34 protein-coding genes are annotated in these 17,418 nt (G+C 50.2%); 33 read left to right on the plus strand and 1 reads right to left on the minus strand.

Annotated features, from left to right (window positions below; translation table 11 throughout):
* The 3 genes from tuf to bfr form a co-directional block, all read left to right on the plus strand.
* Positions 1 to 1,050 (plus strand): elongation factor Tu (gene tuf, locus OGX86_RS02020; RefSeq protein ID WP_063942044.1); only part of this gene is annotated, 1,050 nt, incomplete at its 5' end.
* A gap of 185 nt (positions 1,051 to 1,235) precedes the next feature.
* On the plus strand, positions 1,236 to 1,430 hold the full coding sequence (bfd, locus tag OGX86_RS02025; protein ID WP_003031111.1) for a bacterioferritin-associated ferredoxin: 195 nt from the start codon (positions 1,236 to 1,238) through the stop codon (positions 1,428 to 1,430).
* Between the two features lie 71 nt (positions 1,431 to 1,501).
* Positions 1,502 to 1,978, plus strand: coding sequence for a bacterioferritin (gene bfr, locus OGX86_RS02030; RefSeq protein ID WP_003827773.1), 477 nt, complete (start codon positions 1,502 to 1,504; stop codon positions 1,976 to 1,978).
* On the opposite strand, the gene OGX86_RS02035 is transcribed toward bfr, so the two are convergent.
* Entirely contained in the window at positions 1,975 to 2,442 is a 468-nt protein-coding gene (locus tag OGX86_RS02035) for a prepilin peptidase (protein ID WP_136391424.1), read from the minus strand. The two genes, bfr and OGX86_RS02035, sit on opposite strands and share 4 nt — an antisense overlap.
* A 379-nt stretch (positions 2,443 to 2,821) precedes the next feature.
* Here OGX86_RS02035 and rpsJ point away from each other — a divergent pair, with 379 nt between their 5' ends.
* The 30 genes from rpsJ to zntR all read left to right on the plus strand — a co-directional run bounded on the left by rpsJ (position 2,822) and on the right by zntR (position 17,383).
* Positions 2,822 to 3,133: a 30S ribosomal protein S10 gene (gene rpsJ / locus OGX86_RS02040; RefSeq protein WP_001181005.1), complete on the plus strand. Its 312-nt coding sequence runs from the start codon at positions 2,822 to 2,824 to the stop codon at positions 3,131 to 3,133.
* A 32-nt stretch (positions 3,134 to 3,165) separates the two neighbouring features.
* Positions 3,166 to 3,795: a 50S ribosomal protein L3 gene (gene rplC / locus OGX86_RS02045; RefSeq protein ID WP_003031117.1), complete on the plus strand. Its 630-nt coding sequence runs from the start codon at positions 3,166 to 3,168 to the stop codon at positions 3,793 to 3,795.
* A 10-nt stretch (positions 3,796 to 3,805) separates the two neighbouring features.
* Positions 3,806 to 4,411, plus strand: coding sequence for a 50S ribosomal protein L4 (rplD, locus tag OGX86_RS02050; RefSeq protein WP_003031119.1), 606 nt, complete (start codon positions 3,806 to 3,808; stop codon positions 4,409 to 4,411).
* Entirely contained in the window at positions 4,408 to 4,710 is a 303-nt protein-coding gene (rplW, locus tag OGX86_RS02055) for a 50S ribosomal protein L23 (protein ID WP_000617546.1), read from the plus strand. The genes rplD and rplW overlap by 4 nt, the downstream gene beginning before the upstream one ends.
* Before the next feature lie 17 nt (positions 4,711 to 4,727).
* The gene (rplB, locus tag OGX86_RS02060) at positions 4,728 to 5,549 is read left to right on the plus strand and encodes a 50S ribosomal protein L2 (RefSeq protein WP_000301869.1); all 822 of its coding nucleotides are present in this window, start codon (positions 4,728 to 4,730) and stop codon (positions 5,547 to 5,549) included.
* Between the two features lie 16 nt (positions 5,550 to 5,565).
* Positions 5,566 to 5,844, plus strand: coding sequence for a 30S ribosomal protein S19 (gene rpsS, locus OGX86_RS02065; protein WP_001138115.1), 279 nt, complete (start codon positions 5,566 to 5,568; stop codon positions 5,842 to 5,844).
* Between the two features lie 14 nt (positions 5,845 to 5,858).
* Entirely contained in the window at positions 5,859 to 6,191 is a 333-nt protein-coding gene (rplV, locus tag OGX86_RS02070; RefSeq protein ID WP_000448832.1) for a 50S ribosomal protein L22, read from the plus strand.
* 17 nt (positions 6,192 to 6,208) lie between these two features.
* Entirely contained in the window at positions 6,209 to 6,910 is a 702-nt protein-coding gene (gene rpsC, locus OGX86_RS02075; protein WP_000529945.1) for a 30S ribosomal protein S3, read from the plus strand.
* Between the two features lie 12 nt (positions 6,911 to 6,922).
* Positions 6,923 to 7,333: a 50S ribosomal protein L16 gene (gene rplP / locus OGX86_RS02080; protein WP_000941208.1), complete on the plus strand. Its 411-nt coding sequence runs from the start codon at positions 6,923 to 6,925 to the stop codon at positions 7,331 to 7,333.
* Positions 7,333 to 7,524, plus strand: coding sequence for a 50S ribosomal protein L29 (gene rpmC / locus OGX86_RS02085; protein WP_000644742.1), 192 nt, complete (start codon positions 7,333 to 7,335; stop codon positions 7,522 to 7,524). Before rplP ends, rpmC begins: the two co-directional genes overlap by 1 nt.
* Positions 7,524 to 7,778 (plus strand): 30S ribosomal protein S17, encoded by a 255-nt coding sequence (gene rpsQ, locus OGX86_RS02090; RefSeq protein WP_003031120.1) that lies wholly within the window; start codon positions 7,524 to 7,526, stop codon positions 7,776 to 7,778. The genes rpmC and rpsQ overlap by 1 nt, the downstream gene beginning before the upstream one ends.
* A 163-nt stretch (positions 7,779 to 7,941) precedes the next feature.
* On the plus strand, positions 7,942 to 8,313 hold the full coding sequence (gene rplN / locus OGX86_RS02095; protein ID WP_000613954.1) for a 50S ribosomal protein L14: 372 nt from the start codon (positions 7,942 to 7,944) through the stop codon (positions 8,311 to 8,313).
* A 10-nt stretch (positions 8,314 to 8,323) separates the two neighbouring features.
* Positions 8,324 to 8,638: a 50S ribosomal protein L24 gene (gene rplX / locus OGX86_RS02100; protein WP_003031122.1), complete on the plus strand. Its 315-nt coding sequence runs from the start codon at positions 8,324 to 8,326 to the stop codon at positions 8,636 to 8,638.
* Positions 8,639 to 8,652: 14 nt separating this feature from the next.
* Positions 8,653 to 9,192, plus strand: a complete 540-nt coding sequence (gene rplE, locus OGX86_RS02105; protein ID WP_003031123.1) for a 50S ribosomal protein L5 — start codon at positions 8,653 to 8,655, stop codon at positions 9,190 to 9,192.
* Positions 9,193 to 9,206: 14 nt separating this feature from the next.
* Complete coding sequence (gene rpsN / locus OGX86_RS02110) at positions 9,207 to 9,512, plus strand: 30S ribosomal protein S14 (RefSeq protein WP_003031125.1); 306 nt, start codon at positions 9,207 to 9,209, stop codon at positions 9,510 to 9,512.
* Between the two features lie 30 nt (positions 9,513 to 9,542).
* Positions 9,543 to 9,935 carry a 30S ribosomal protein S8 gene (gene rpsH / locus OGX86_RS02115; protein WP_003031127.1) on the plus strand — a complete coding sequence of 131 codons (393 nt, stop codon included), beginning with the start codon at positions 9,543 to 9,545 and terminating at the stop codon, positions 9,933 to 9,935.
* Between the two features lie 12 nt (positions 9,936 to 9,947).
* Positions 9,948 to 10,481, plus strand: coding sequence for a 50S ribosomal protein L6 (gene rplF, locus OGX86_RS02120; RefSeq protein ID WP_003031129.1), 534 nt, complete (start codon positions 9,948 to 9,950; stop codon positions 10,479 to 10,481).
* Between the two features lie 9 nt (positions 10,482 to 10,490).
* Entirely contained in the window at positions 10,491 to 10,844 is a 354-nt protein-coding gene (gene rplR, locus OGX86_RS02125; protein ID WP_000358960.1) for a 50S ribosomal protein L18, read from the plus strand.
* Positions 10,845 to 10,858: 14 nt separating this feature from the next.
* Complete coding sequence (rpsE, locus tag OGX86_RS02130; RefSeq protein ID WP_003031131.1) at positions 10,859 to 11,362, plus strand: 30S ribosomal protein S5; 504 nt, start codon at positions 10,859 to 10,861, stop codon at positions 11,360 to 11,362.
* A 3-nt stretch (positions 11,363 to 11,365) separates the two neighbouring features.
* On the plus strand, positions 11,366 to 11,545 hold the full coding sequence (rpmD, locus tag OGX86_RS02135; RefSeq protein WP_001140434.1) for a 50S ribosomal protein L30: 180 nt from the start codon (positions 11,366 to 11,368) through the stop codon (positions 11,543 to 11,545).
* A 3-nt stretch (positions 11,546 to 11,548) separates the two neighbouring features.
* The gene (gene rplO / locus OGX86_RS02140; RefSeq protein ID WP_003031132.1) at positions 11,549 to 11,983 is read left to right on the plus strand and encodes a 50S ribosomal protein L15; all 435 of its coding nucleotides are present in this window, start codon (positions 11,549 to 11,551) and stop codon (positions 11,981 to 11,983) included.
* 7 nt (positions 11,984 to 11,990) lie between these two features.
* Positions 11,991 to 13,322, plus strand: coding sequence for a preprotein translocase subunit SecY (secY, locus tag OGX86_RS02145; RefSeq protein ID WP_001118864.1), 1,332 nt, complete (start codon positions 11,991 to 11,993; stop codon positions 13,320 to 13,322).
* A gap of 30 nt (positions 13,323 to 13,352) precedes the next feature.
* Entirely contained in the window at positions 13,353 to 13,469 is a 117-nt protein-coding gene (gene rpmJ / locus OGX86_RS02150; protein ID WP_000868187.1) for a 50S ribosomal protein L36, read from the plus strand.
* Positions 13,470 to 13,615: 146 nt separating this feature from the next.
* Positions 13,616 to 13,972 (plus strand): 30S ribosomal protein S13, encoded by a 357-nt coding sequence (rpsM, locus tag OGX86_RS02155; protein ID WP_003031135.1) that lies wholly within the window; start codon positions 13,616 to 13,618, stop codon positions 13,970 to 13,972.
* 16 nt (positions 13,973 to 13,988) lie between these two features.
* A complete protein-coding gene (gene rpsK, locus OGX86_RS02160) occupies positions 13,989 to 14,378 on the plus strand; it encodes a 30S ribosomal protein S11 (RefSeq protein ID WP_003031137.1) in 390 nt (129 codons plus the stop codon).
* Between the two features lie 33 nt (positions 14,379 to 14,411).
* A complete protein-coding gene (gene rpsD, locus OGX86_RS02165; RefSeq protein WP_003031138.1) occupies positions 14,412 to 15,032 on the plus strand; it encodes a 30S ribosomal protein S4 in 621 nt (206 codons plus the stop codon).
* Between the two features lie 25 nt (positions 15,033 to 15,057).
* Positions 15,058 to 16,047 carry a DNA-directed RNA polymerase subunit alpha gene (locus OGX86_RS02170; protein ID WP_003031139.1) on the plus strand — a complete coding sequence of 330 codons (990 nt, stop codon included), beginning with the start codon at positions 15,058 to 15,060 and terminating at the stop codon, positions 16,045 to 16,047.
* Positions 16,048 to 16,087: 40 nt separating this feature from the next.
* Positions 16,088 to 16,471, plus strand: a complete 384-nt coding sequence (rplQ, locus tag OGX86_RS02175; protein ID WP_001216370.1) for a 50S ribosomal protein L17 — start codon at positions 16,088 to 16,090, stop codon at positions 16,469 to 16,471.
* Between the two features lie 107 nt (positions 16,472 to 16,578).
* Entirely contained in the window at positions 16,579 to 16,947 is a 369-nt protein-coding gene (locus tag OGX86_RS02180) for a DnaJ family domain-containing protein (protein WP_286639183.1), read from the plus strand.
* A 10-nt stretch (positions 16,948 to 16,957) separates the two neighbouring features.
* On the plus strand, positions 16,958 to 17,383 hold the full coding sequence (gene zntR / locus OGX86_RS02185; protein WP_003031145.1) for a Zn(2+)-responsive transcriptional regulator: 426 nt from the start codon (positions 16,958 to 16,960) through the stop codon (positions 17,381 to 17,383).
* Positions 17,384 to 17,418 lie beyond the last annotated feature (35 nt).

The raw sequence follows: 17,418 nt of genomic DNA on the forward strand, positions 1-17,418 counted from the left end.
GCATTCGACCAGATCGATAACGCGCCGGAAGAAAAAGCTCGTGGTATCACCATCAACACTTCTCACGTTGAATATGACACCCCGACTCGCCACTACGCACACGTAGACTGCCCGGGCCACGCCGACTATGTTAAAAACATGATCACCGGTGCTGCGCAGATGGACGGCGCGATCCTGGTTGTTGCTGCGACTGACGGCCCGATGCCGCAGACTCGTGAGCACATCCTGCTGGGTCGTCAGGTAGGCGTTCCGTACATCATCGTGTTCCTGAACAAATGCGACATGGTTGATGACGAAGAGCTGCTGGAACTGGTAGAAATGGAAGTTCGTGAACTTCTGTCTCAGTACGATTTCCCGGGCGACGACACTCCGATCGTTCGTGGTTCTGCTCTGAAAGCGCTGGAAGGCGAAGCAGAGTGGGAAGCGAAAATCATCGAACTGGCTGGCTTCCTGGATTCTTACATCCCAGAACCAGAGCGTGCGATTGACAAGCCGTTCCTGCTGCCTATCGAAGACGTATTCTCCATCTCCGGTCGTGGTACCGTTGTTACCGGTCGTGTAGAGCGCGGTATCATCAAAGTTGGTGAAGAAGTTGAAATCGTTGGTATCAAAGAGACTGCTAAGTCTACCTGTACTGGCGTTGAAATGTTCCGCAAACTGCTGGACGAAGGCCGTGCTGGTGAGAACGTTGGTGTTCTGCTGCGTGGTATCAAACGTGAAGAAATCGAACGTGGTCAGGTACTGGCTAAGCCGGGCTCTATCAAGCCGCACACCAAGTTCGAATCTGAAGTGTACATTCTGTCCAAAGACGAAGGCGGCCGTCATACTCCGTTCTTCAAAGGCTACCGTCCGCAGTTCTACTTCCGTACTACTGACGTGACTGGTACCATCGAACTGCCAGAAGGCGTAGAGATGGTAATGCCGGGCGACAACATCAAAATGGTTGTTACCCTGATCCACCCGATCGCGATGGACGACGGTCTGCGTTTCGCAATCCGTGAAGGCGGCCGTACTGTTGGTGCGGGCGTTGTTGCTAAAGTAATGAGCTAATTATTGATTAATTAGCTTTGAGCTTAAAAAGGGCGCTTCGGCGCCCTTTTTGCTACCTGCAATTTAGTCGTTGTCATATTTATTCGCATTTTTTATTCATTCTCCCGCCGCGTAAATCGCGTTGTGCTATTGTAATCATAACTATTCTCATTTACACTTTGCGCAGAAATTGAACGGGAGCGATCATGTACGTTTGTTTGTGTAATGCGATAAGTGATAAAAAAATACGTCAGGCTGTTCGCCAGTTTCATCCTCAGTCCTTTCAGCAATTACGTAAATTTATTCCTGTTGGAAATCAATGCGGTAAATGCATTCGTGCTGCCCGCGAGGTCATGCAGGATGAATTAACACAAATGCCAGAATTTAAAGAGATCGCCTAAGTCACACTCTTTTTTTTGACATCCCTGTAGCCCCATCTACGCTCTAAGAGTGGAAGCGGAGGGACTATAAAATGAAAGGTGATGTTAAAATCATAAATTATCTCAATAAACTATTGGGAAATGAGCTTGTCGCGATCAACCAGTATTTTCTCCATGCTCGTATGTTTAAAAACTGGGGACTGACTCGCCTCAATGATGTTGAGTACCATGAATCTATCGATGAGATGAAACACGCTGATAAATATATCGAGCGTATTTTATTCTTAGAAGGGATCCCGAACTTGCAGGATCTTGGCAAGTTGGGTATTGGCGAAGACGTTGAAGAGATGCTGCAATCCGATCTTCGACTCGAACTCGATGGTGCTAAAGACTTACGTGAAGCCATTGCCTATGCCGATAGCGTTCATGATTATGTCAGCCGGGATATGATGATTGAGATCCTGACTGAAGAAGAAGGGCATATTGACTGGCTCGAAACCGAGCTGGACCTGATTGCAAAACTTGGCTTACAAAATTATCTGCAATCGCAAATTAAAGTCAGTGACTAACCGCCCTGTATCATACTTACCAGGCCAATAACAAAACCCGCAGCCGCCAGATATGGCCCAAATGGCAGCGGGTTTTTTAGTACCTGTTTCCCGTAACGGACGCAGTAAATCCCGGTGAGGCAACATGCCATACCCGCGGCAAGTAAAACCAACAGTGGTAATGATTCCCAGCGATGCCATGCGCCTAGCGCAGCAAGAAATTTGACATCACCAAAGCCTAATCCTTCCTGTCGGCATATCAAACGATACCCCCAGTAGAACAAAGCAAATACCCCATAACCTGCTACAGCACCCCAAAGCGCGTCGGATAACTGTGCAGGTCTGCAGCATTGATGATAAATAAGACCGCCCCACAAAAGAGGGCAGGTAAATTTGTCGGGCAGCAACCCGGTACGTAGGTCATGGACGAAGAGCAGCCCTGATAGCGAAACATAAATCAACAGGAAGGGGAGGTCGATGTACATGGGCAAGCCTTATCTGGTAAAGAGTTTACCTTCAGGTAAACCCGGCGGCCCTACAAGCCCGGGATATGGGTTATGGATGCTCTCTTCCACGGAAAACGCGTTGCACCACAGGACATACAATCAGAGTGGAAGGAGCGCCGCATTTGTGAACGAGTGATTAATTTCTACGCGGCACTTGCTTAAGACTGAGATTTACGTATAATGCGCGGGCTTGTCTAATATTGACAGCGGTTCGATATGAGCCACCGGTACTGCGAAAGCAATACCAGACAATGTTCCCAATCGGGGAACTCTGTAAGAACGGTTACACTCTCCCATCAATCGTAATGGGTTTGAGGAGTAACTATTTCGTCTATAAAATAATTGGAGCTCTGGTCTCATGCAGAACCAAAGAATCCGTATCCGTTTGAAAGCGTTTGATCATCGTCTGATCGATCAATCAACCGCGGAAATCGTCGAGACTGCCAAGCGCACTGGTGCGCAGGTTCGTGGTCCGATCCCGCTGCCGACCCGCAAAGAGCGTTTCACCGTTCTGATCTCCCCGCACGTCAACAAAGACGCGCGTGATCAGTACGAGATCCGTACTCACAAGCGTCTGGTTGACATCGTTGAGCCAACTGAAAAAACCGTTGATGCTCTGATGCGTCTGGACCTGGCTGCCGGTGTAGACGTGCAGATCAGCCTGGGTTAATCAGGTCATCGAGCGATTGAGAGGTTGATACAATGATTGGTTTAGTCGGTAAAAAAGTGGGTATGACCCGCATCTTCACTGAAGATGGCGTATCTATCCCAGTAACCGTTATCGAAGTTGAAGCAAACCGCGTTACTCAGGTTAAAGATCTGGCTAACGATGGCTATCGCGCTGTTCAGGTTACCACCGGTGCTAAAAAAGCTAACCGCGTAACTAAGCCGGAAGCTGGCCACTTTGCTAAAGCTGGCGTAGAAGCTGGCCGCGGCCTGTGGGAATTCCGTCTGGCAGATGGTGAAGAATACACCGTTGGTCAGAACATTAGCGTTGAACTGTTTGCTGACGTTAAAAAAGTTGACGTAACCGGTACCTCTAAAGGTAAAGGTTTCGCTGGTACCGTTAAGCGCTGGAACTTCCGTACCCAGGACGCTACTCACGGTAACTCCTTGTCTCACCGCGTTCCGGGTTCTATCGGTCAGAACCAGACTCCGGGCAAAGTGTTCAAAGGCAAGAAAATGGCAGGTCAGCTGGGCAACGAACGTGTAACCGTTCAGAGCCTGGACGTAGTACGTGTTGACGCTGAGCGCAACCTGCTGCTGGTTAAAGGTGGTGTTCCGGGTGCGACCGGTTGCGACCTGATCGTTAAACCAGCTGTGAAGGCGTAAGGGGATAGCAATGGAATTAGTATTGAAAGACGCGCAGAGCGCGCTGACTGTTTCCGAAACTACCTTCGGTCGTGATTTCAACGAAGCGCTGGTTCACCAGGTTGTTGTTGCTTATGCAGCTGGTGCTCGTCAGGGTACTCGTGCTCAGAAGACTCGTGCTGAAGTAACTGGTTCAGGCAAAAAGCCGTGGCGCCAGAAAGGTACCGGCCGTGCGCGTTCAGGTTCTATCAAGAGCCCGATCTGGCGTTCAGGTGGCGTGACCTTCGCTGCTCGTCCACAGGACCACAGTCAAAAAGTTAACAAAAAGATGTACCGCGGCGCGCTGAAAAGCATTCTGTCCGAACTGGTACGTCAGGATCGTCTGATCGTTGTCGAATCATTCTCTGTAGAAGCGCCTAAAACTAAGCTGCTGGCACAGAAACTGAAAGACATGGCTCTGGAAGATGTGCTGATCATCACCGGTGAGCTGGACGAAAACCTGTTCCTGGCTGCGCGCAACCTGCACAAGGTTGACGTACGCGATGCAACTGGTATCGACCCGGTTAGCCTGATCGCCTTCGACAAAGTCGTAATGACTGCTGATGCTGTTAAGCAAGTTGAGGAGATGCTGGCATGATTCGTGAAGAACGTCTGCTGAAAGTGCTGCGCGCACCGCACGTTTCTGAAAAAGCGTCTACTGCGATGGAAAAAACTAACACCATCGTTCTCAAAGTTGCTAAAGACGCGACCAAAGCAGAAATCAAAGCTGCTGTGCAGAAACTGTTTGAAGTCGAAGTCGAAGTCGTTAACACCCTGGTAGTTAAAGGGAAAGTTAAACGTCACGGACAGCGTATCGGTCGTCGTAGCGACTGGAAAAAAGCTTACGTCACCCTGAAGGAAGGCCAGAATCTGGACTTCGTCGGCGGCGCTGAGTAAGTCGGAGGAGTAATACAATGGCAGTTGTTAAATGTAAACCGACATCTCCGGGTCGTCGCCACGTTGTTAAAGTGGTCAACCCAGAGCTGCACAAGGGCAAACCTTTTGCTCCGCTGGTTGAAAAAAACAGCAAATCCGGTGGTCGTAACAACAATGGCCGCATCACCACTCGTCACATCGGTGGTGGTCACAAGCAGGCTTATCGTATTGTTGACTTCAAACGCAACAAAGACGGTATCCCGGCAGTTGTTGAACGTCTTGAGTACGATCCGAACCGCTCCGCGAACATCGCGCTGGTTCTGTACAAAGACGGTGAACGCCGTTACATCCTGGCCCCTAAAGGCCTGAAAGCTGGCGACCAGATTCAGTCTGGCGTTGATGCTGCAATCAAAGCAGGTAACACCCTGCCGATGCGCAATATCCCGGTTGGTTCTACCGTTCATAACGTAGAAATGAAACCAGGTAAAGGCGGTCAGCTGGCACGTTCCGCTGGTACTTACGTTCAGATCGTTGCTCGTGATGGTGCTTATGTCACCCTGCGTCTGCGTTCTGGTGAAATGCGTAAAGTCGAAGCAGACTGCCGTGCAACTCTGGGCGAAGTTGGCAATGCTGAGCATATGCTGCGCGTTCTGGGTAAAGCAGGTGCTGCACGCTGGCGTGGTGTTCGTCCTACCGTTCGCGGTACTGCGATGAACCCAGTCGACCACCCACATGGTGGTGGTGAAGGTCGTAACTTTGGTAAGCACCCGGTAACTCCGTGGGGCGTTCAGACCAAAGGTAAGAAGACCCGCAGCAACAAGCGTACTGATAAATTCATCGTACGTCGCCGTAGCAAATAATTTTAGAGGATAAGCCATGCCACGTTCTCTCAAGAAAGGTCCTTTTATTGACCTGCACTTGCTGAAGAAGGTAGAGAAAGCGGTGGAAAGCGGAGACAAGAAGCCCCTGCGCACTTGGTCCCGTCGTTCAACGATCTTTCCTAACATGATCGGTTTGACCATCGCTGTCCATAATGGTCGTCAGCACGTTCCGGTATTTGTTTCCGACGAAATGGTCGGTCACAAACTGGGTGAATTCGCACCGACTCGTACTTATCGCGGCCACGCTGCTGATAAAAAAGCGAAGAAGAAATAAGGTAGGAGGAAGAGATGGAAACTTTAGCTCAACATCGCCATGCTCGTTCTTCTGCTCAGAAGGTTCGCCTTGTTGCAGACCTGATTCGCGGTAAGAAAGTGTCGCAGGCTCTGGATATTCTGACCTACACCAATAAGAAAGCGGCTGTACTGGTTAAGAAAGTCCTGGAATCTGCCATTGCTAACGCTGAACACAACGATGGCGCTGACATTGACGATCTGAAAGTTACGAAAATTTTCGTAGACGAAGGCCCGAGCATGAAGCGCATTATGCCGCGTGCAAAAGGTCGTGCAGATCGCATCCTGAAGCGCACCAGCCACATTACTGTGGTTGTGTCCGATCGCTGAGACTCTGGAGACTAGCAATGGGTCAGAAAGTACATCCTAATGGTATTCGCCTGGGTATTGTAAAACCATGGAACTCAACCTGGTTTGCGAACACCAAAGAATTCGCTGACAACCTGGACAGCGATTTTAAAGTACGTCAGTACCTGACTAAGGAACTGGCGAAAGCGTCTGTATCTCGTATCGTTATCGAGCGTCCGGCTAAGAGCATCCGTGTGACCATTCACACCGCTCGCCCGGGTATCGTTATCGGTAAGAAAGGCGAAGACGTAGAAAAACTGCGCAAAGTCGTAGCGGATATTGCTGGCGTTCCTGCTCAGATCAATATCGCCGAAGTGCGTAAGCCTGAACTGGACGCAAAATTGGTTGCTGACAGCATCACTTCTCAGCTGGAACGTCGTGTTATGTTCCGTCGTGCTATGAAGCGTGCTGTACAGAACGCAATGCGTCTGGGCGCTAAAGGTATCAAAGTTGAAGTTAGCGGCCGTCTGGGCGGCGCGGAAATCGCACGTACCGAATGGTACCGCGAAGGTCGCGTACCTCTGCACACTCTGCGTGCTGACATCGACTACAACACCTCTGAAGCGCACACCACTTACGGTGTAATCGGCGTTAAAGTGTGGATCTTCAAAGGCGAGATCCTGGGTGGTATGGCTGCTGTTGAACAACCGGAAAAACCGGCTGCGCAACCTAAAAAGCAGCAGCGTAAAGGCCGTAAATAAGGAGCGTCGCTGATGTTACAACCAAAGCGTACAAAATTCCGTAAAATGCACAAAGGCCGTAACCGCGGTCTGGCTGCTGGCGCGGATGTTAGCTTCGGCAGCTTCGGTCTGAAAGCTGTTGGCCGTGGTCGTCTGACTGCCCGTCAGATCGAAGCAGCACGTCGTGCTATGACCCGTGCAGTTAAGCGTCAAGGTAAGATCTGGATCCGTGTATTCCCGGACAAACCGATCACTGAAAAGCCGCTGGCAGTGCGTATGGGTAAAGGTAAAGGTAACGTGGAGTATTGGGTTGCCTTGATTCAGCCGGGTAAAGTCCTGTATGAAATGGACGGCGTACCGGAAGAGCTGGCCCGTGAAGCATTCAAGCTGGCAGCAGCGAAACTGCCGATTAAAACCACCTTTGTAACTAAGACGGTGATGTAATGAAAGCAAAAGAGCTGCGTGAGAAGAGTGTTGAAGAGCTGAACACCGAGCTGCTGAATCTGCTGCGTGAGCAGTTCAACCTGCGTATGCAGGCTGCAAGTGGCCAGCTGCAACAGTCTCACCTGTTGAAGCAAGTGCGTCGTGACGTCGCACGCGTTAAGACTTTACTGACTGAGAAGGCGGGTGCGTAATGACCGATAAAATCCGTACTCTGCAAGGTCGCGTTGTTAGCGATAAAATGGAGAAATCCATCGTTGTTGCTATCGAACGTTTTGTGAAACACCCGATCTACGGTAAATTCATTAAGCGTACGACCAAACTGCACGTACATGACGAGAACAACGAATGCGGTACTGGTGACGTGGTTGAAATCCGCGAATGCCGTCCGCTGTCCAAGACTAAGTCCTGGACGCTGGTTCGCGTTGTAGAGAAAGCCGTTCTGTAATACAGTAGGCATTCTCAACGAATAAACGGCTCAGCGATGAGCCGTTTATTTTTTCTACCCATATCGTTGAAGCGGTGTTATAATGCCGCGCCCCCGATATGGGGCTTTTTTAACGACCTGATTTTCGGGTCTCAGTAGTAGTTGACATTAGCGGAGCACTAAAATGATCCAAGAACAGACTATGCTGAACGTCGCCGACAACTCCGGTGCACGTCGCGTAATGTGTATCAAGGTTCTGGGTGGCTCGCACCGTCGCTACGCAGGCGTCGGCGATATCATCAAGATCACCATCAAGGAAGCAATTCCGCGTGGTAAGGTCAAAAAAGGTGATGTGCTGAAGGCGGTAGTGGTGCGCACCAAGAAGGGTGTTCGTCGCCCGGACGGTTCTGTCATTCGCTTCGATGGTAATGCATGCGTTATTTTAAACAATAACAGCGAGCAACCTATCGGTACGCGTATTTTTGGGCCGGTAACTCGTGAACTTCGTAACGAGAAGTTCATGAAAATTATCTCTCTGGCACCAGAAGTACTCTAAGGAGCGAATCATGGCAGCGAAGATCCGTCGTGATGACGAAGTTATCGTGTTAACCGGTAAAGATAAAGGTAAACGCGGTAAAGTTAAGAATGTCCTGTCTTCCGGCAAGGTCATTGTTGAAGGTATCAACCTGGTTAAGAAACATCAGAAGCCGGTTCCGGCCCTGAACCAACCAGGCGGCATCGTAGAGAAAGAAGCAGCTATTCAGATCTCTAACCTTGCTATCTTCAACGCGGCAACCGGCAAGGCTGACCGTGTAGGCTTTAGATTCGAAGACGGCAAAAAAGTCCGTTTCTTCAAATCTAACAGCGAAACTATCAAGTAATTTGGAGTAGTACGATGGCGAAACTGCATGATTACTACAAAGACGAAGTAGTCGCTAAACTCATGACTGAGTTTAACTACAATTCTGTCATGCAAGTCCCTCGGGTCGAGAAGATCACCCTGAACATGGGTGTTGGTGAAGCGATCGCTGACAAGAAACTGCTGGATAACGCAGCAGCTGACCTGACAGCAATCTCCGGTCAAAAACCGCTGATCACCAAAGCACGCAAATCAGTTGCAGGCTTCAAAATCCGTCAGGGCTATCCGATCGGCTGTAAAGTAACTCTGCGTGGCGAACGCATGTGGGAGTTCTTTGAGCGCCTGATCACTATTGCTGTTCCACGTATCCGTGACTTCCGTGGCTTGTCCGCTAAGTCTTTCGACGGTCGTGGTAACTACAGCATGGGTGTCCGTGAGCAGATCATCTTCCCAGAAATCGACTACGATAAAGTCGACCGCGTGCGTGGTTTGGATATTACCATTACCACTACTGCGAAATCTGATGAAGAAGGCCGTGCTCTGCTGGCTGCCTTTGACTTCCCGTTCCGCAAGTAAGGTAGGGTTACTGAATGGCTAAGCAATCAATGAAAGCACGCGAAGTAAAGCGCGTAGCTTTAGCTGATAAGTACTTCGCAAAACGCGCTGAACTGAAAGCTATTATCTCTGATGTGAACGCGACCGACGAAGATCGTTGGAACGCAGTTCTCAAGCTGCAGTCTCTGCCGCGTGATTCCAGCCCGTCCCGTCAGCGTAACCGCTGCCGTCAAACAGGTCGTCCGCATGGCTATGTGGGCAAGTTCGGGTTGAGCCGTATCAAACTGCGTGAAGCCGCCATGCGCGGTGAAGTACCAGGCTTGAAAAAGGCTAGCTGGTAATTACCAATTGAATCACGGGAGTAAAGACAGATGAGCATGCAAGATCCGATCGCGGATATGCTGACCCGTATCCGTAACGGTCAGGCCGCGAATAAAGCTGCGGTCACCATGCCTTCCTCCAAGCTGAAAGTGGCAATTGCCAACGTGCTGAAGGAAGAAGGTTTTATTGAAGATTTTAAAGTTGAAGGCGACACCAAGCCGGAACTGGAACTTACTCTCAAGTATTTCCAGGGTAAAGCTGTTGTAGAAAGCATTCAGCGTGTCAGTCGCCCAGGTCTGCGCATTTATAAGCGTAAAGACGAGCTGCCGAAAGTTATGGCTGGCATGGGTATCGCAGTTGTTTCTACCTCTAAAGGTGTTATGACTGATCGTGCAGCGCGCCAGGCTGGTCTTGGTGGCGAAATTATCTGCTACGTAGCCTAATCGGAGGAAAAAATGTCTCGTGTTGCTAAAGCACCGGTCGTTATTCCTGCCGGCGTTGATGTAAAAATCAACGGTCAGGTTATTACGATCAAAGGTAAAAACGGCGAGCTGACTCGTACTCTCAACGATGCTGTTGCAGTAAATCATGCAGATAATGCACTGACCTTCGGTCCGCGTGATGGTTACGCAGATGGATGGGCTCAGGCTGGTACCGCGCGTGCCCTGCTGAATGCAATGGTTGTCGGTGTTACCGAAGGCTTCACTAAGAAGCTTCAGCTGGTTGGTGTAGGTTATCGTGCAGCGGTTAAAGGGAATGTAGTAAACCTGGCTTTAGGTTTCTCTCACCCAGTTGACCATCAGCTGCCTGCGGGAATCACTGCAGAATGTCCGTCTCAGACTGAAATCGTGCTGAAAGGCGCTGATAAACAGCTGATCGGTCAGGTTGCAGCAGATCTGCGCGCCTACCGTCGTCCTGAGCCTTATAAAGGCAAGGGTGTTCGTTACGCCGACGAAGTCGTGCGTACCAAAGAGGCTAAGAAGAAGTAAGGTAACACTATGGATAAGAAATCTGCTCGTATCCGTCGTGCGACCCGCGCACGCCGCAAGCTCCAGGAGCTGGGTGCAACTCGCCTGGTGGTACATCGTACCCCGCGTCATATTTACGCACAGGTAATTGCACCGAACGGTTCTGAAGTTCTGGTAGCTGCTTCTACTGTAGAAAAAGCTATCGCTGAACAATTGAAGTACACCGGTAACAAAGACGCTGCTGCAGCTGTAGGTAAAGCTGTTGCTGAACGCGCTCTGGAAAAAGGCATCAAAGATGTTTCTTTTGACCGTTCCGGGTTCCAATATCATGGTCGTGTCCAGGCACTGGCAGATGCTGCCCGTGAAGCTGGCCTTCAGTTCTAAGGTAGAGGTGTAAGATGGCTCACATCGAAAAACAAGCTGGCGAACTGCAGGAAAAGCTGATCGCGGTTAACCGCGTATCTAAAACCGTTAAAGGTGGTCGTATTTTCTCCTTCACAGCTCTGACTGTAGTTGGTGATGGTAACGGTCGCGTTGGTTTTGGTTACGGTAAAGCGCGTGAAGTTCCAGCAGCGATCCAGAAAGCGATGGAAAAAGCCCGTCGCAATATGATTAACGTCGCGCTGAACCACGGCACCCTGCAGCACCCGGTTAAGGGTACTCACACGGGTTCTCGTGTATTCATGCAGCCGGCTTCCGAAGGTACCGGTATCATCGCCGGTGGTGCAATGCGCGCCGTTCTGGAAGTCGCTGGAGTTCGTAACGTTCTGGCTAAAGCGTATGGTTCCACTAACCCGATTAACGTGGTTCGTGCAACTATCGATGGCCTGGAAAATATGAAATCTCCGGAAATGGTCGCTGCCAAGCGTGGTAAATCCGTTGAAGAAATTCTGGGGAAATAAACCATGGCAAAGACTATTAAAATTACTCAAACCCGCAGTGCAATCGGTCGTCTGCCGAAACACAAGGCAACGCTGCTTGGCCTGGGTCTGCGTCGTATTGGTCACACCGTAGAGCGCGAGGATACTCCTGCTGTTCGTGGTATGGTCAACGCGGTTTCCTTCATGGTTAAAGTTGAGGAGTAAGAGATGCGTTTAAATACTCTGTCTCCGGCCGAAGGCTCTAAAAAAGCGGCTCGCCGCCTGGGTCGTGGTATCGGTTCTGGCCTCGGTAAAACCGGTGGTCGTGGTCACAAAGGTCAGAAGTCTCGTTCTGGCGGTGGCGTACGTCGCGGTTTCGAGGGTGGTCAGATGCCTCTGTACCGTCGTCTGCCGAAATTCGGCTTCACTTCACGTAAAGCAGCGATTACAGCCGAAGTTCGTCTGTCTGACCTGGCTAAAGTTGAAGGCGGTGTTGTAGACCTGAACACGCTGAAAGCAGCTAACATTATCGGTATCCAGATCGAGTTCGCGAAAGTGATCCTGGCTGGTGAAGTCACTACTCCGGTAACTGTTCGTGGCCTGCGTGTTACTAAAGGCGCTCGTGCTGCTATCGAAGCTGCTGGCGGTAAAATCGAGGAATAAGTAGCAGATGGCTAAACAACCGGGATTAGATTTTCAAAGTGCCAAAGGTGGCTTAGGCGAGCTGAAACGCAGACTGCTGTTTGTAATCGGCGCGCTGATTGTGTTCCGTATTGGCTCTTTCATTCCGATCCCTGGTATTGATGCCGCTGTACTTGCCAAACTGCTTGAGCAACAGCGAGGCACCATCATTGAAATGTTTAACATGTTCTCTGGTGGTGCTCTCAGCCGTGCTTCTATCTTTGCTCTGGGGATCATGCCGTATATTTCGGCGTCGATCATTATCCAGCTGCTGACGGTGGTTCATCCAACGCTGGCAGAAATTAAGAAAGAAGGGGAGTCTGGTCGTCGTAAGATCAGCCAGTACACCCGCTACGGTACTCTGGTGCTGGCAATATTCCAGTCGATCGGTATTGCTACCGGTCTGCCGAATATGCCTGGTATGCAGGGCCTGGTGATGAACCCAGGCTTTGCATTCTATTTCACCGCTGTTGTAAGTCTGGTTACAGGGACGATGTTCCTGATGTGGTTGGGCGAACAGATTACTGAGCGTGGTATCGGCAACGGTATCTCAATCATTATCTTCGCCGGTATTGTCGCGGGACTCCCGCCAGCCATTGCCCATACTATCGAGCAAGCGCGTCAAGGCGACCTGCACTTCCTCGTGTTGCTGTTGGTTGCAGTATTAGTATTCGCAGTGACGTTCTTTGTTGTATTTGTTGAGCGTGGTCAACGCCGTATTGTGGTAAACTACGCGAAACGTCAGCAAGGTCGTCGTGTCTATGCTGCACAGAGCACACATTTACCGCTGAAAGTGAATATGGCGGGGGTAATCCCGGCAATCTTCGCTTCCAGTATTATTCTGTTCCCGGCGACCATCGCGTCATGGTTCGGGGGCGGGACTGGTTGGAACTGGCTGACAACAATTTCGCTGTATTTGCAGCCTGGGCAACCGCTTTATGTGTTACTCTATGCGTCTGCAATCATATTCTTCTGTTTCTTCTACACGGCGTTGGTTTTCAACCCGCGTGAAACAGCAGATAACCTGAAGAAGTCCGGTGCATTTGTACCAGGAATTCGTCCGGGAGAGCAAACGGCGAAGTATATCGATAAAGTAATGACCCGCCTGACTTTGGTTGGTGCGCTCTACATTACCTTTATCTGCCTGATCCCGGAGTTCATGCGTGATGCAATGAAAGTACCGTTCTACTTCGGTGGGACCTCACTGCTTATCGTTGTTGTCGTGATTATGGACTTTATGGCTCAAGTGCAAACTCTGATGATGTCAAGTCAGTACGAGTCTGCATTGAAGAAGGCGAATCTGAAAGGCTACGGCCGTTAACAGTCGCCCGAGAAGTTACGGAGAGTAAAAATGAAAGTTCGTGCTTCCGTCAAGAAATTATGCCGTAACTGCAAAATCGTTAAGCGTGATGGTGTCATCCGTGTGATTTGCAGTGCCGAGCCGAAGCATAAACAGCGCCAAGGCTGATTTATTCGCATATTTTTCTTGCAAAGTTGGGTTGAGCTGGCTAGATTAGCCAGCCAATCTTTTGTATGTCTGTGCGTTTCCATTTGAGTATCCTGAAAACGGGCTTTTCAGCATGGTGCGTACATATTAAATAGTAGGAGTGCATAGTGGCCCGTATAGCAGGCATTAACATTCCTGATCAGAAACATGCTGTGATCGCATTAACTTCGATCTACGGCGTCGGCAAGACCCGTTCTAAAGCCATTCTGGCTGCCGCGGGTATCGCTGAAGATGTTAAGATCAGTGAGCTGTCTGAAGAACAAATCGACACGCTGCGTGACGAAGTTGCCAAATTTGTCGTTGAAGGTGATCTGCGCCGTGAAGTTAGCATGAGCATCAAGCGCCTTATGGACCTTGGTTGCTATCGCGGTTTGCGTCATCGTCGTGGTCTCCCGGTTCGCGGTCAGCGTACCAAGACCAACGCACGTACCCGTAAGGGTCCGCGCAAACCGATCAAGAAATAATCGGGGTGATTGAATAATGGCAAAGGCACCAATTCGTGCACGTAAACGTGTAAGAAAACAAGTCTCTGACGGCGTGGCTCATATCCATGCTTCTTTTAACAACACCATCGTTACCATTACTGATCGTCAGGGTAACGCACTGGGTTGGGCAACAGCCGGTGGTTCCGGTTTCCGTGGTTCTCGCAAATCCACTCCGTTTGCAGCTCAGGTTGCAGCAGAGCGTTGCGCTGAAGCCGTAAAAGAATACGGTATCAAGAATCTGGAAGTTATGGTCAAAGGACCGGGTCCAGGTCGCGAATCTACTGTTCGTGCTCTGAACGCCGCTGGTTTCCGCATCACTAATATTACTGATGTGACTCCGATCCCTCATAACGGTTGTCGTCCGCCGAAAAAACGTCGCGTATAACGCTGTCGTTTCTAGGATTGTTGGAGAAAGAAAATGGCAAGATATTTGGGTCCTAAGCTCAAGCTGAGCCGTCGTGAGGGCACTGACTTATTCCTTAAGTCTGGCGTTCGCGCGATCGATACCAAGTGTAAAATTGAACAAGCTCCTGGCCAGCACGGTGCGCGTAAACCGCGTCTGTCTGACTATGGTGTGCAGTTGCGTGAAAAGCAAAAAGTTCGCCGTATCTACGGTGTGCTGGAGCGTCAGTTCCGTAACTACTACAAAGAAGCAGCACGTCTGAAAGGCAACACCGGTGAAAACCTGTTGGGTCTGCTGGAAGGTCGTCTGGACAACGTTGTATACCGTATGGGCTTCGGTGCCACTCGTGCAGAAGCACGTCAGCTGGTCAGCCATAAAGCAATTATGGTAAACGGTCGTGTTGTTAACATCGCTTCTTATCAGGTTAGTCCGAATGACGTTGTTAGCATTCGTGAGAAAGCGAAGAAGCAGTCTCGCGTGAAAGCCGCTCTGGAGCTGGCTGAGCAGCGTGAAAAGCCAACCTGGCTGGAAGTTGATGCTGGCAAGATGGAAGGTACGTTCAAGCGTAAGCCGGAGCGTTCTGATCTGTCTGCGGACATTAACGAACACCTGATCGTCGAGCTTTACTCCAAGTAAAGCTTAGTACCAAAGAGAGGACACAATGCAGGGTTCTGTGACAGAGTTTCTAAAACCGCGCCTGGTAGATATCGAGCAAGTGAGTTCGACGCACGCCAAGGTGACCCTTGAGCCTTTAGAGCGTGGCTTTGGCCATACTTTGGGTAACGCACTGCGCCGTATTCTGCTCTCATCGATGCCGGGTTGCGCGGTGACCGAGGTTGAGATTGATGGTGTACTACATGAGTACAGCACCAAAGAAGGCGTTCAGGAAGATATCCTGGAAATCCTGCTCAACCTGAAAGGGCTGGCGGTGAGAGTTCAGGGTAAAGATGACGTTATTCTTACCTTGAATAAATCTGGCATTGGCCCTGTGACTGCAGCCGACATTACCCATGATGGTGATGTCGAAATCGTCAAGCCACAGCACGTGATCTGCCACCTGACCGATGAGAATGCATCTATTAGCATGCGTATCAAAGTTCAGCGCGGTCGTGGTTATGTGCCGGCTTCTACCCGAATTCATTCGGAAGAAGATGAGCGCCCAATCGGCCGTCTGCTGGTCGACGCATGCTACAGCCCTGTAGAGCGTATTGCCTACAATGTTGAAGCAGCGCGTGTAGAACAGCGTACCGACCTGGACAAGCTGGTCATCGAAATGGAAACCAACGGCACAATCGATCCTGAAGAGGCGATTCGTCGTGCGGCAACCATTCTGGCTGAACAACTGGAAGCTTTCGTTGATTTACGTGATGTACGTCAGCCGGAAGTTAAAGAAGAGAAACCAGAATTCGATCCGATCCTGCTGCGCCCTGTTGACGATCTGGAATTGACTGTCCGCTCTGCTAACTGCCTCAAAGCAGAAGCTATCCACTATATCGGTGATCTGGTACAGCGTACTGAGGTTGAGCTTCTTAAGACGCCTAACCTTGGTAAAAAATCTCTTACCGAGATTAAAGACGTGCTGGCTTCCCGTGGACTGTCTCTGGGCATGCGCCTGGAAAACTGGCCACCGGCAAGCATCGCTGACGAGTAACCGGATCACAGGTTAAGGTTTTACTGAGAAGGATAAGGTCATGCGCCATCGTAAGAGTGGTCGTCAACTGAACCGCAACAGCAGCCATCGCCAGGCTATGTTCCGCAATATGGCAGGTTCACTGGTTCGTCATGAAATCATCAAGACGACTCTGCCGAAAGCGAAAGAGCTGCGTCGCGTAGTTGAGCCGCTGATTACTCTTGCCAAGACTGATAGCGTAGCTAATCGTCGTCTGGCATTCGCCCGTACTCGTGATAACGAGATCGTGGCAAAACTGTTTAACGAACTGGGCCCGCGTTTTGCGAGCCGCGCCGGTGGTTACACTCGCATTCTGAAGTGTGGTTTCCGTGCAGGCGACAACGCGCCGATGGCATACATCGAGCTGGTTGATCGTTCAGAGAAAACAGAAGCTGCTGCAGAGTAATCTGTAGTAACGTAAAAAAACCCGCCTCGGCGGGTTTTTTTATATCCGTCATATCCCCACTTATCTACAATATCTGTACTCTTTTTGTTCATCCCCTGGAGTGTTGTATGTGGTTACTTGACCAGTGGGCAGAGCGCCATATTATTGATGCACAGTCTAAAGGCGAGTTTGATGATTTACCGGGAACAGGCGAACCGCTGACTCTTGACGATGACTCCCATGTCCCGCCTGAACTCAGAGCCGGATACCGTTTATTAAAAAATGCAGGTTGCTTTCCTCCTGAGCTCGAGCAACGCAGAGAGGCAATACAGCTGCTTGAAATACTCGCGGGGATCCGCAAAGATGATCCTAGTTATCCGGAGGTGAGCCGAAGACTGTCGCTACTGGAACTTAAACTTCGGCAGGCTGGACTCAGCACCGAGTTTTTACGCGGTGACTACGCAGATAAGCTGCTAAAAAAGATCAACGACGAATAGCGGAGAGAGCATGTACCGAATTGGTGAAATAGCGAAACTGGCTGACGTTACGCCAGATACTATCCGCTACTATGAAAAGCAGCAGATGATGGAGCATGAAGTGCGTACTGAAGGCGGATTTCGCCTCTATACAGAAAGCGATCTTCAGCGCTTGAAGTTTATTCGTTATGCCCGGCAGCTTGGTTTCACTCTGGAGTCGATCCGTGAATTGCTTTCGATCCGGGTTGATCCCGAACACCATACCTGTCAGGAATCAAAAGGGATCGTCCAGGAAAGACTGCAAGAAGTCGAAGCCCGCATTGCTGAACTTCAGACGATGCAGCGGTCACTGCAGCGATTGAATGATGCATGCTGCGGCAAGGCACACAGCAGCGTGTACTGCTCTATTCTTGAAGCTCTTGAGCAAGGCGCCAGTGGAACAACATCAGGCTGTTGATTTCTTGAACTGCCAGGTCTACACTCGCGGCGTAA

The sequence above is a fragment of the Citrobacter sp. Cpo040 genome (genome assembly GCF_030332915.1).
Classification (GTDB): Bacteria; Pseudomonadota; Gammaproteobacteria; order Enterobacterales; family Enterobacteriaceae; genus Citrobacter; species Citrobacter portucalensis.

What these genes read in the sequence shown, in the direction of transcription:
- rplR (WP_000358960.1), top strand. Translation starts at nt 10,491, where the DNA reads ATGGATAAGAAATCTGCTCGTATCCGTCGTGCGACCCGCGCACGCCGC.
- OGX86_RS02170 (WP_003031139.1), top strand. Translation starts at nt 15,058, where the DNA reads ATGCAGGGTTCTGTGACAGAGTTTCTAAAACCGCGCCTGGTAGATATC.
- rplB (WP_000301869.1), top strand. Translation starts at nt 4,728, where the DNA reads ATGGCAGTTGTTAAATGTAAACCGACATCTCCGGGTCGTCGCCACGTT.
- rpsQ (WP_003031120.1), top strand. Translation starts at nt 7,524, where the DNA reads ATGACCGATAAAATCCGTACTCTGCAAGGTCGCGTTGTTAGCGATAAA.
- rplD (WP_003031119.1), top strand. Translation starts at nt 3,806, where the DNA reads ATGGAATTAGTATTGAAAGACGCGCAGAGCGCGCTGACTGTTTCCGAA.
- rpmJ (WP_000868187.1), top strand. Translation starts at nt 13,353, where the DNA reads ATGAAAGTTCGTGCTTCCGTCAAGAAATTATGCCGTAACTGCAAAATC.
- rpsC (WP_000529945.1), top strand. Translation starts at nt 6,209, where the DNA reads ATGGGTCAGAAAGTACATCCTAATGGTATTCGCCTGGGTATTGTAAAA.
- rpsJ (WP_001181005.1), top strand. Translation starts at nt 2,822, where the DNA reads ATGCAGAACCAAAGAATCCGTATCCGTTTGAAAGCGTTTGATCATCGT.
- rplE (WP_003031123.1), top strand. Translation starts at nt 8,653, where the DNA reads ATGGCGAAACTGCATGATTACTACAAAGACGAAGTAGTCGCTAAACTC.
- rpsN (WP_003031125.1), top strand. Translation starts at nt 9,207, where the DNA reads ATGGCTAAGCAATCAATGAAAGCACGCGAAGTAAAGCGCGTAGCTTTA.
- OGX86_RS02035 (WP_136391424.1), bottom strand. Translation starts at nt 2,442, where the DNA reads ATGTACATCGACCTCCCCTTCCTGTTGATTTATGTTTCGCTATCAGGG.
- rplW (WP_000617546.1), top strand. Translation starts at nt 4,408, where the DNA reads ATGATTCGTGAAGAACGTCTGCTGAAAGTGCTGCGCGCACCGCACGTT.
- rplV (WP_000448832.1), top strand. Translation starts at nt 5,859, where the DNA reads ATGGAAACTTTAGCTCAACATCGCCATGCTCGTTCTTCTGCTCAGAAG.
- zntR (WP_003031145.1), top strand. Translation starts at nt 16,958, where the DNA reads ATGTACCGAATTGGTGAAATAGCGAAACTGGCTGACGTTACGCCAGAT.
- rpsD (WP_003031138.1), top strand. Translation starts at nt 14,412, where the DNA reads ATGGCAAGATATTTGGGTCCTAAGCTCAAGCTGAGCCGTCGTGAGGGC.
- rplP (WP_000941208.1), top strand. Translation starts at nt 6,923, where the DNA reads ATGTTACAACCAAAGCGTACAAAATTCCGTAAAATGCACAAAGGCCGT.
- rplF (WP_003031129.1), top strand. Translation starts at nt 9,948, where the DNA reads ATGTCTCGTGTTGCTAAAGCACCGGTCGTTATTCCTGCCGGCGTTGAT.
- rpsE (WP_003031131.1), top strand. Translation starts at nt 10,859, where the DNA reads ATGGCTCACATCGAAAAACAAGCTGGCGAACTGCAGGAAAAGCTGATC.
- rpsH (WP_003031127.1), top strand. Translation starts at nt 9,543, where the DNA reads ATGAGCATGCAAGATCCGATCGCGGATATGCTGACCCGTATCCGTAAC.
- rplX (WP_003031122.1), top strand. Translation starts at nt 8,324, where the DNA reads ATGGCAGCGAAGATCCGTCGTGATGACGAAGTTATCGTGTTAACCGGT.
- bfd (WP_003031111.1), top strand. Translation starts at nt 1,236, where the DNA reads ATGTACGTTTGTTTGTGTAATGCGATAAGTGATAAAAAAATACGTCAG.
- rpmC (WP_000644742.1), top strand. Translation starts at nt 7,333, where the DNA reads ATGAAAGCAAAAGAGCTGCGTGAGAAGAGTGTTGAAGAGCTGAACACC.
- rplC (WP_003031117.1), top strand. Translation starts at nt 3,166, where the DNA reads ATGATTGGTTTAGTCGGTAAAAAAGTGGGTATGACCCGCATCTTCACT.
- OGX86_RS02180 (WP_286639183.1), top strand. Translation starts at nt 16,579, where the DNA reads ATGTGGTTACTTGACCAGTGGGCAGAGCGCCATATTATTGATGCACAG.
- rpmD (WP_001140434.1), top strand. Translation starts at nt 11,366, where the DNA reads ATGGCAAAGACTATTAAAATTACTCAAACCCGCAGTGCAATCGGTCGT.
- secY (WP_001118864.1), top strand. Translation starts at nt 11,991, where the DNA reads ATGGCTAAACAACCGGGATTAGATTTTCAAAGTGCCAAAGGTGGCTTA.
- rpsK (WP_003031137.1), top strand. Translation starts at nt 13,989, where the DNA reads ATGGCAAAGGCACCAATTCGTGCACGTAAACGTGTAAGAAAACAAGTC.
- rplQ (WP_001216370.1), top strand. Translation starts at nt 16,088, where the DNA reads ATGCGCCATCGTAAGAGTGGTCGTCAACTGAACCGCAACAGCAGCCAT.
- rplO (WP_003031132.1), top strand. Translation starts at nt 11,549, where the DNA reads ATGCGTTTAAATACTCTGTCTCCGGCCGAAGGCTCTAAAAAAGCGGCT.
- bfr (WP_003827773.1), top strand. Translation starts at nt 1,502, where the DNA reads ATGAAAGGTGATGTTAAAATCATAAATTATCTCAATAAACTATTGGGA.
- rplN (WP_000613954.1), top strand. Translation starts at nt 7,942, where the DNA reads ATGATCCAAGAACAGACTATGCTGAACGTCGCCGACAACTCCGGTGCA.
- rpsS (WP_001138115.1), top strand. Translation starts at nt 5,566, where the DNA reads ATGCCACGTTCTCTCAAGAAAGGTCCTTTTATTGACCTGCACTTGCTG.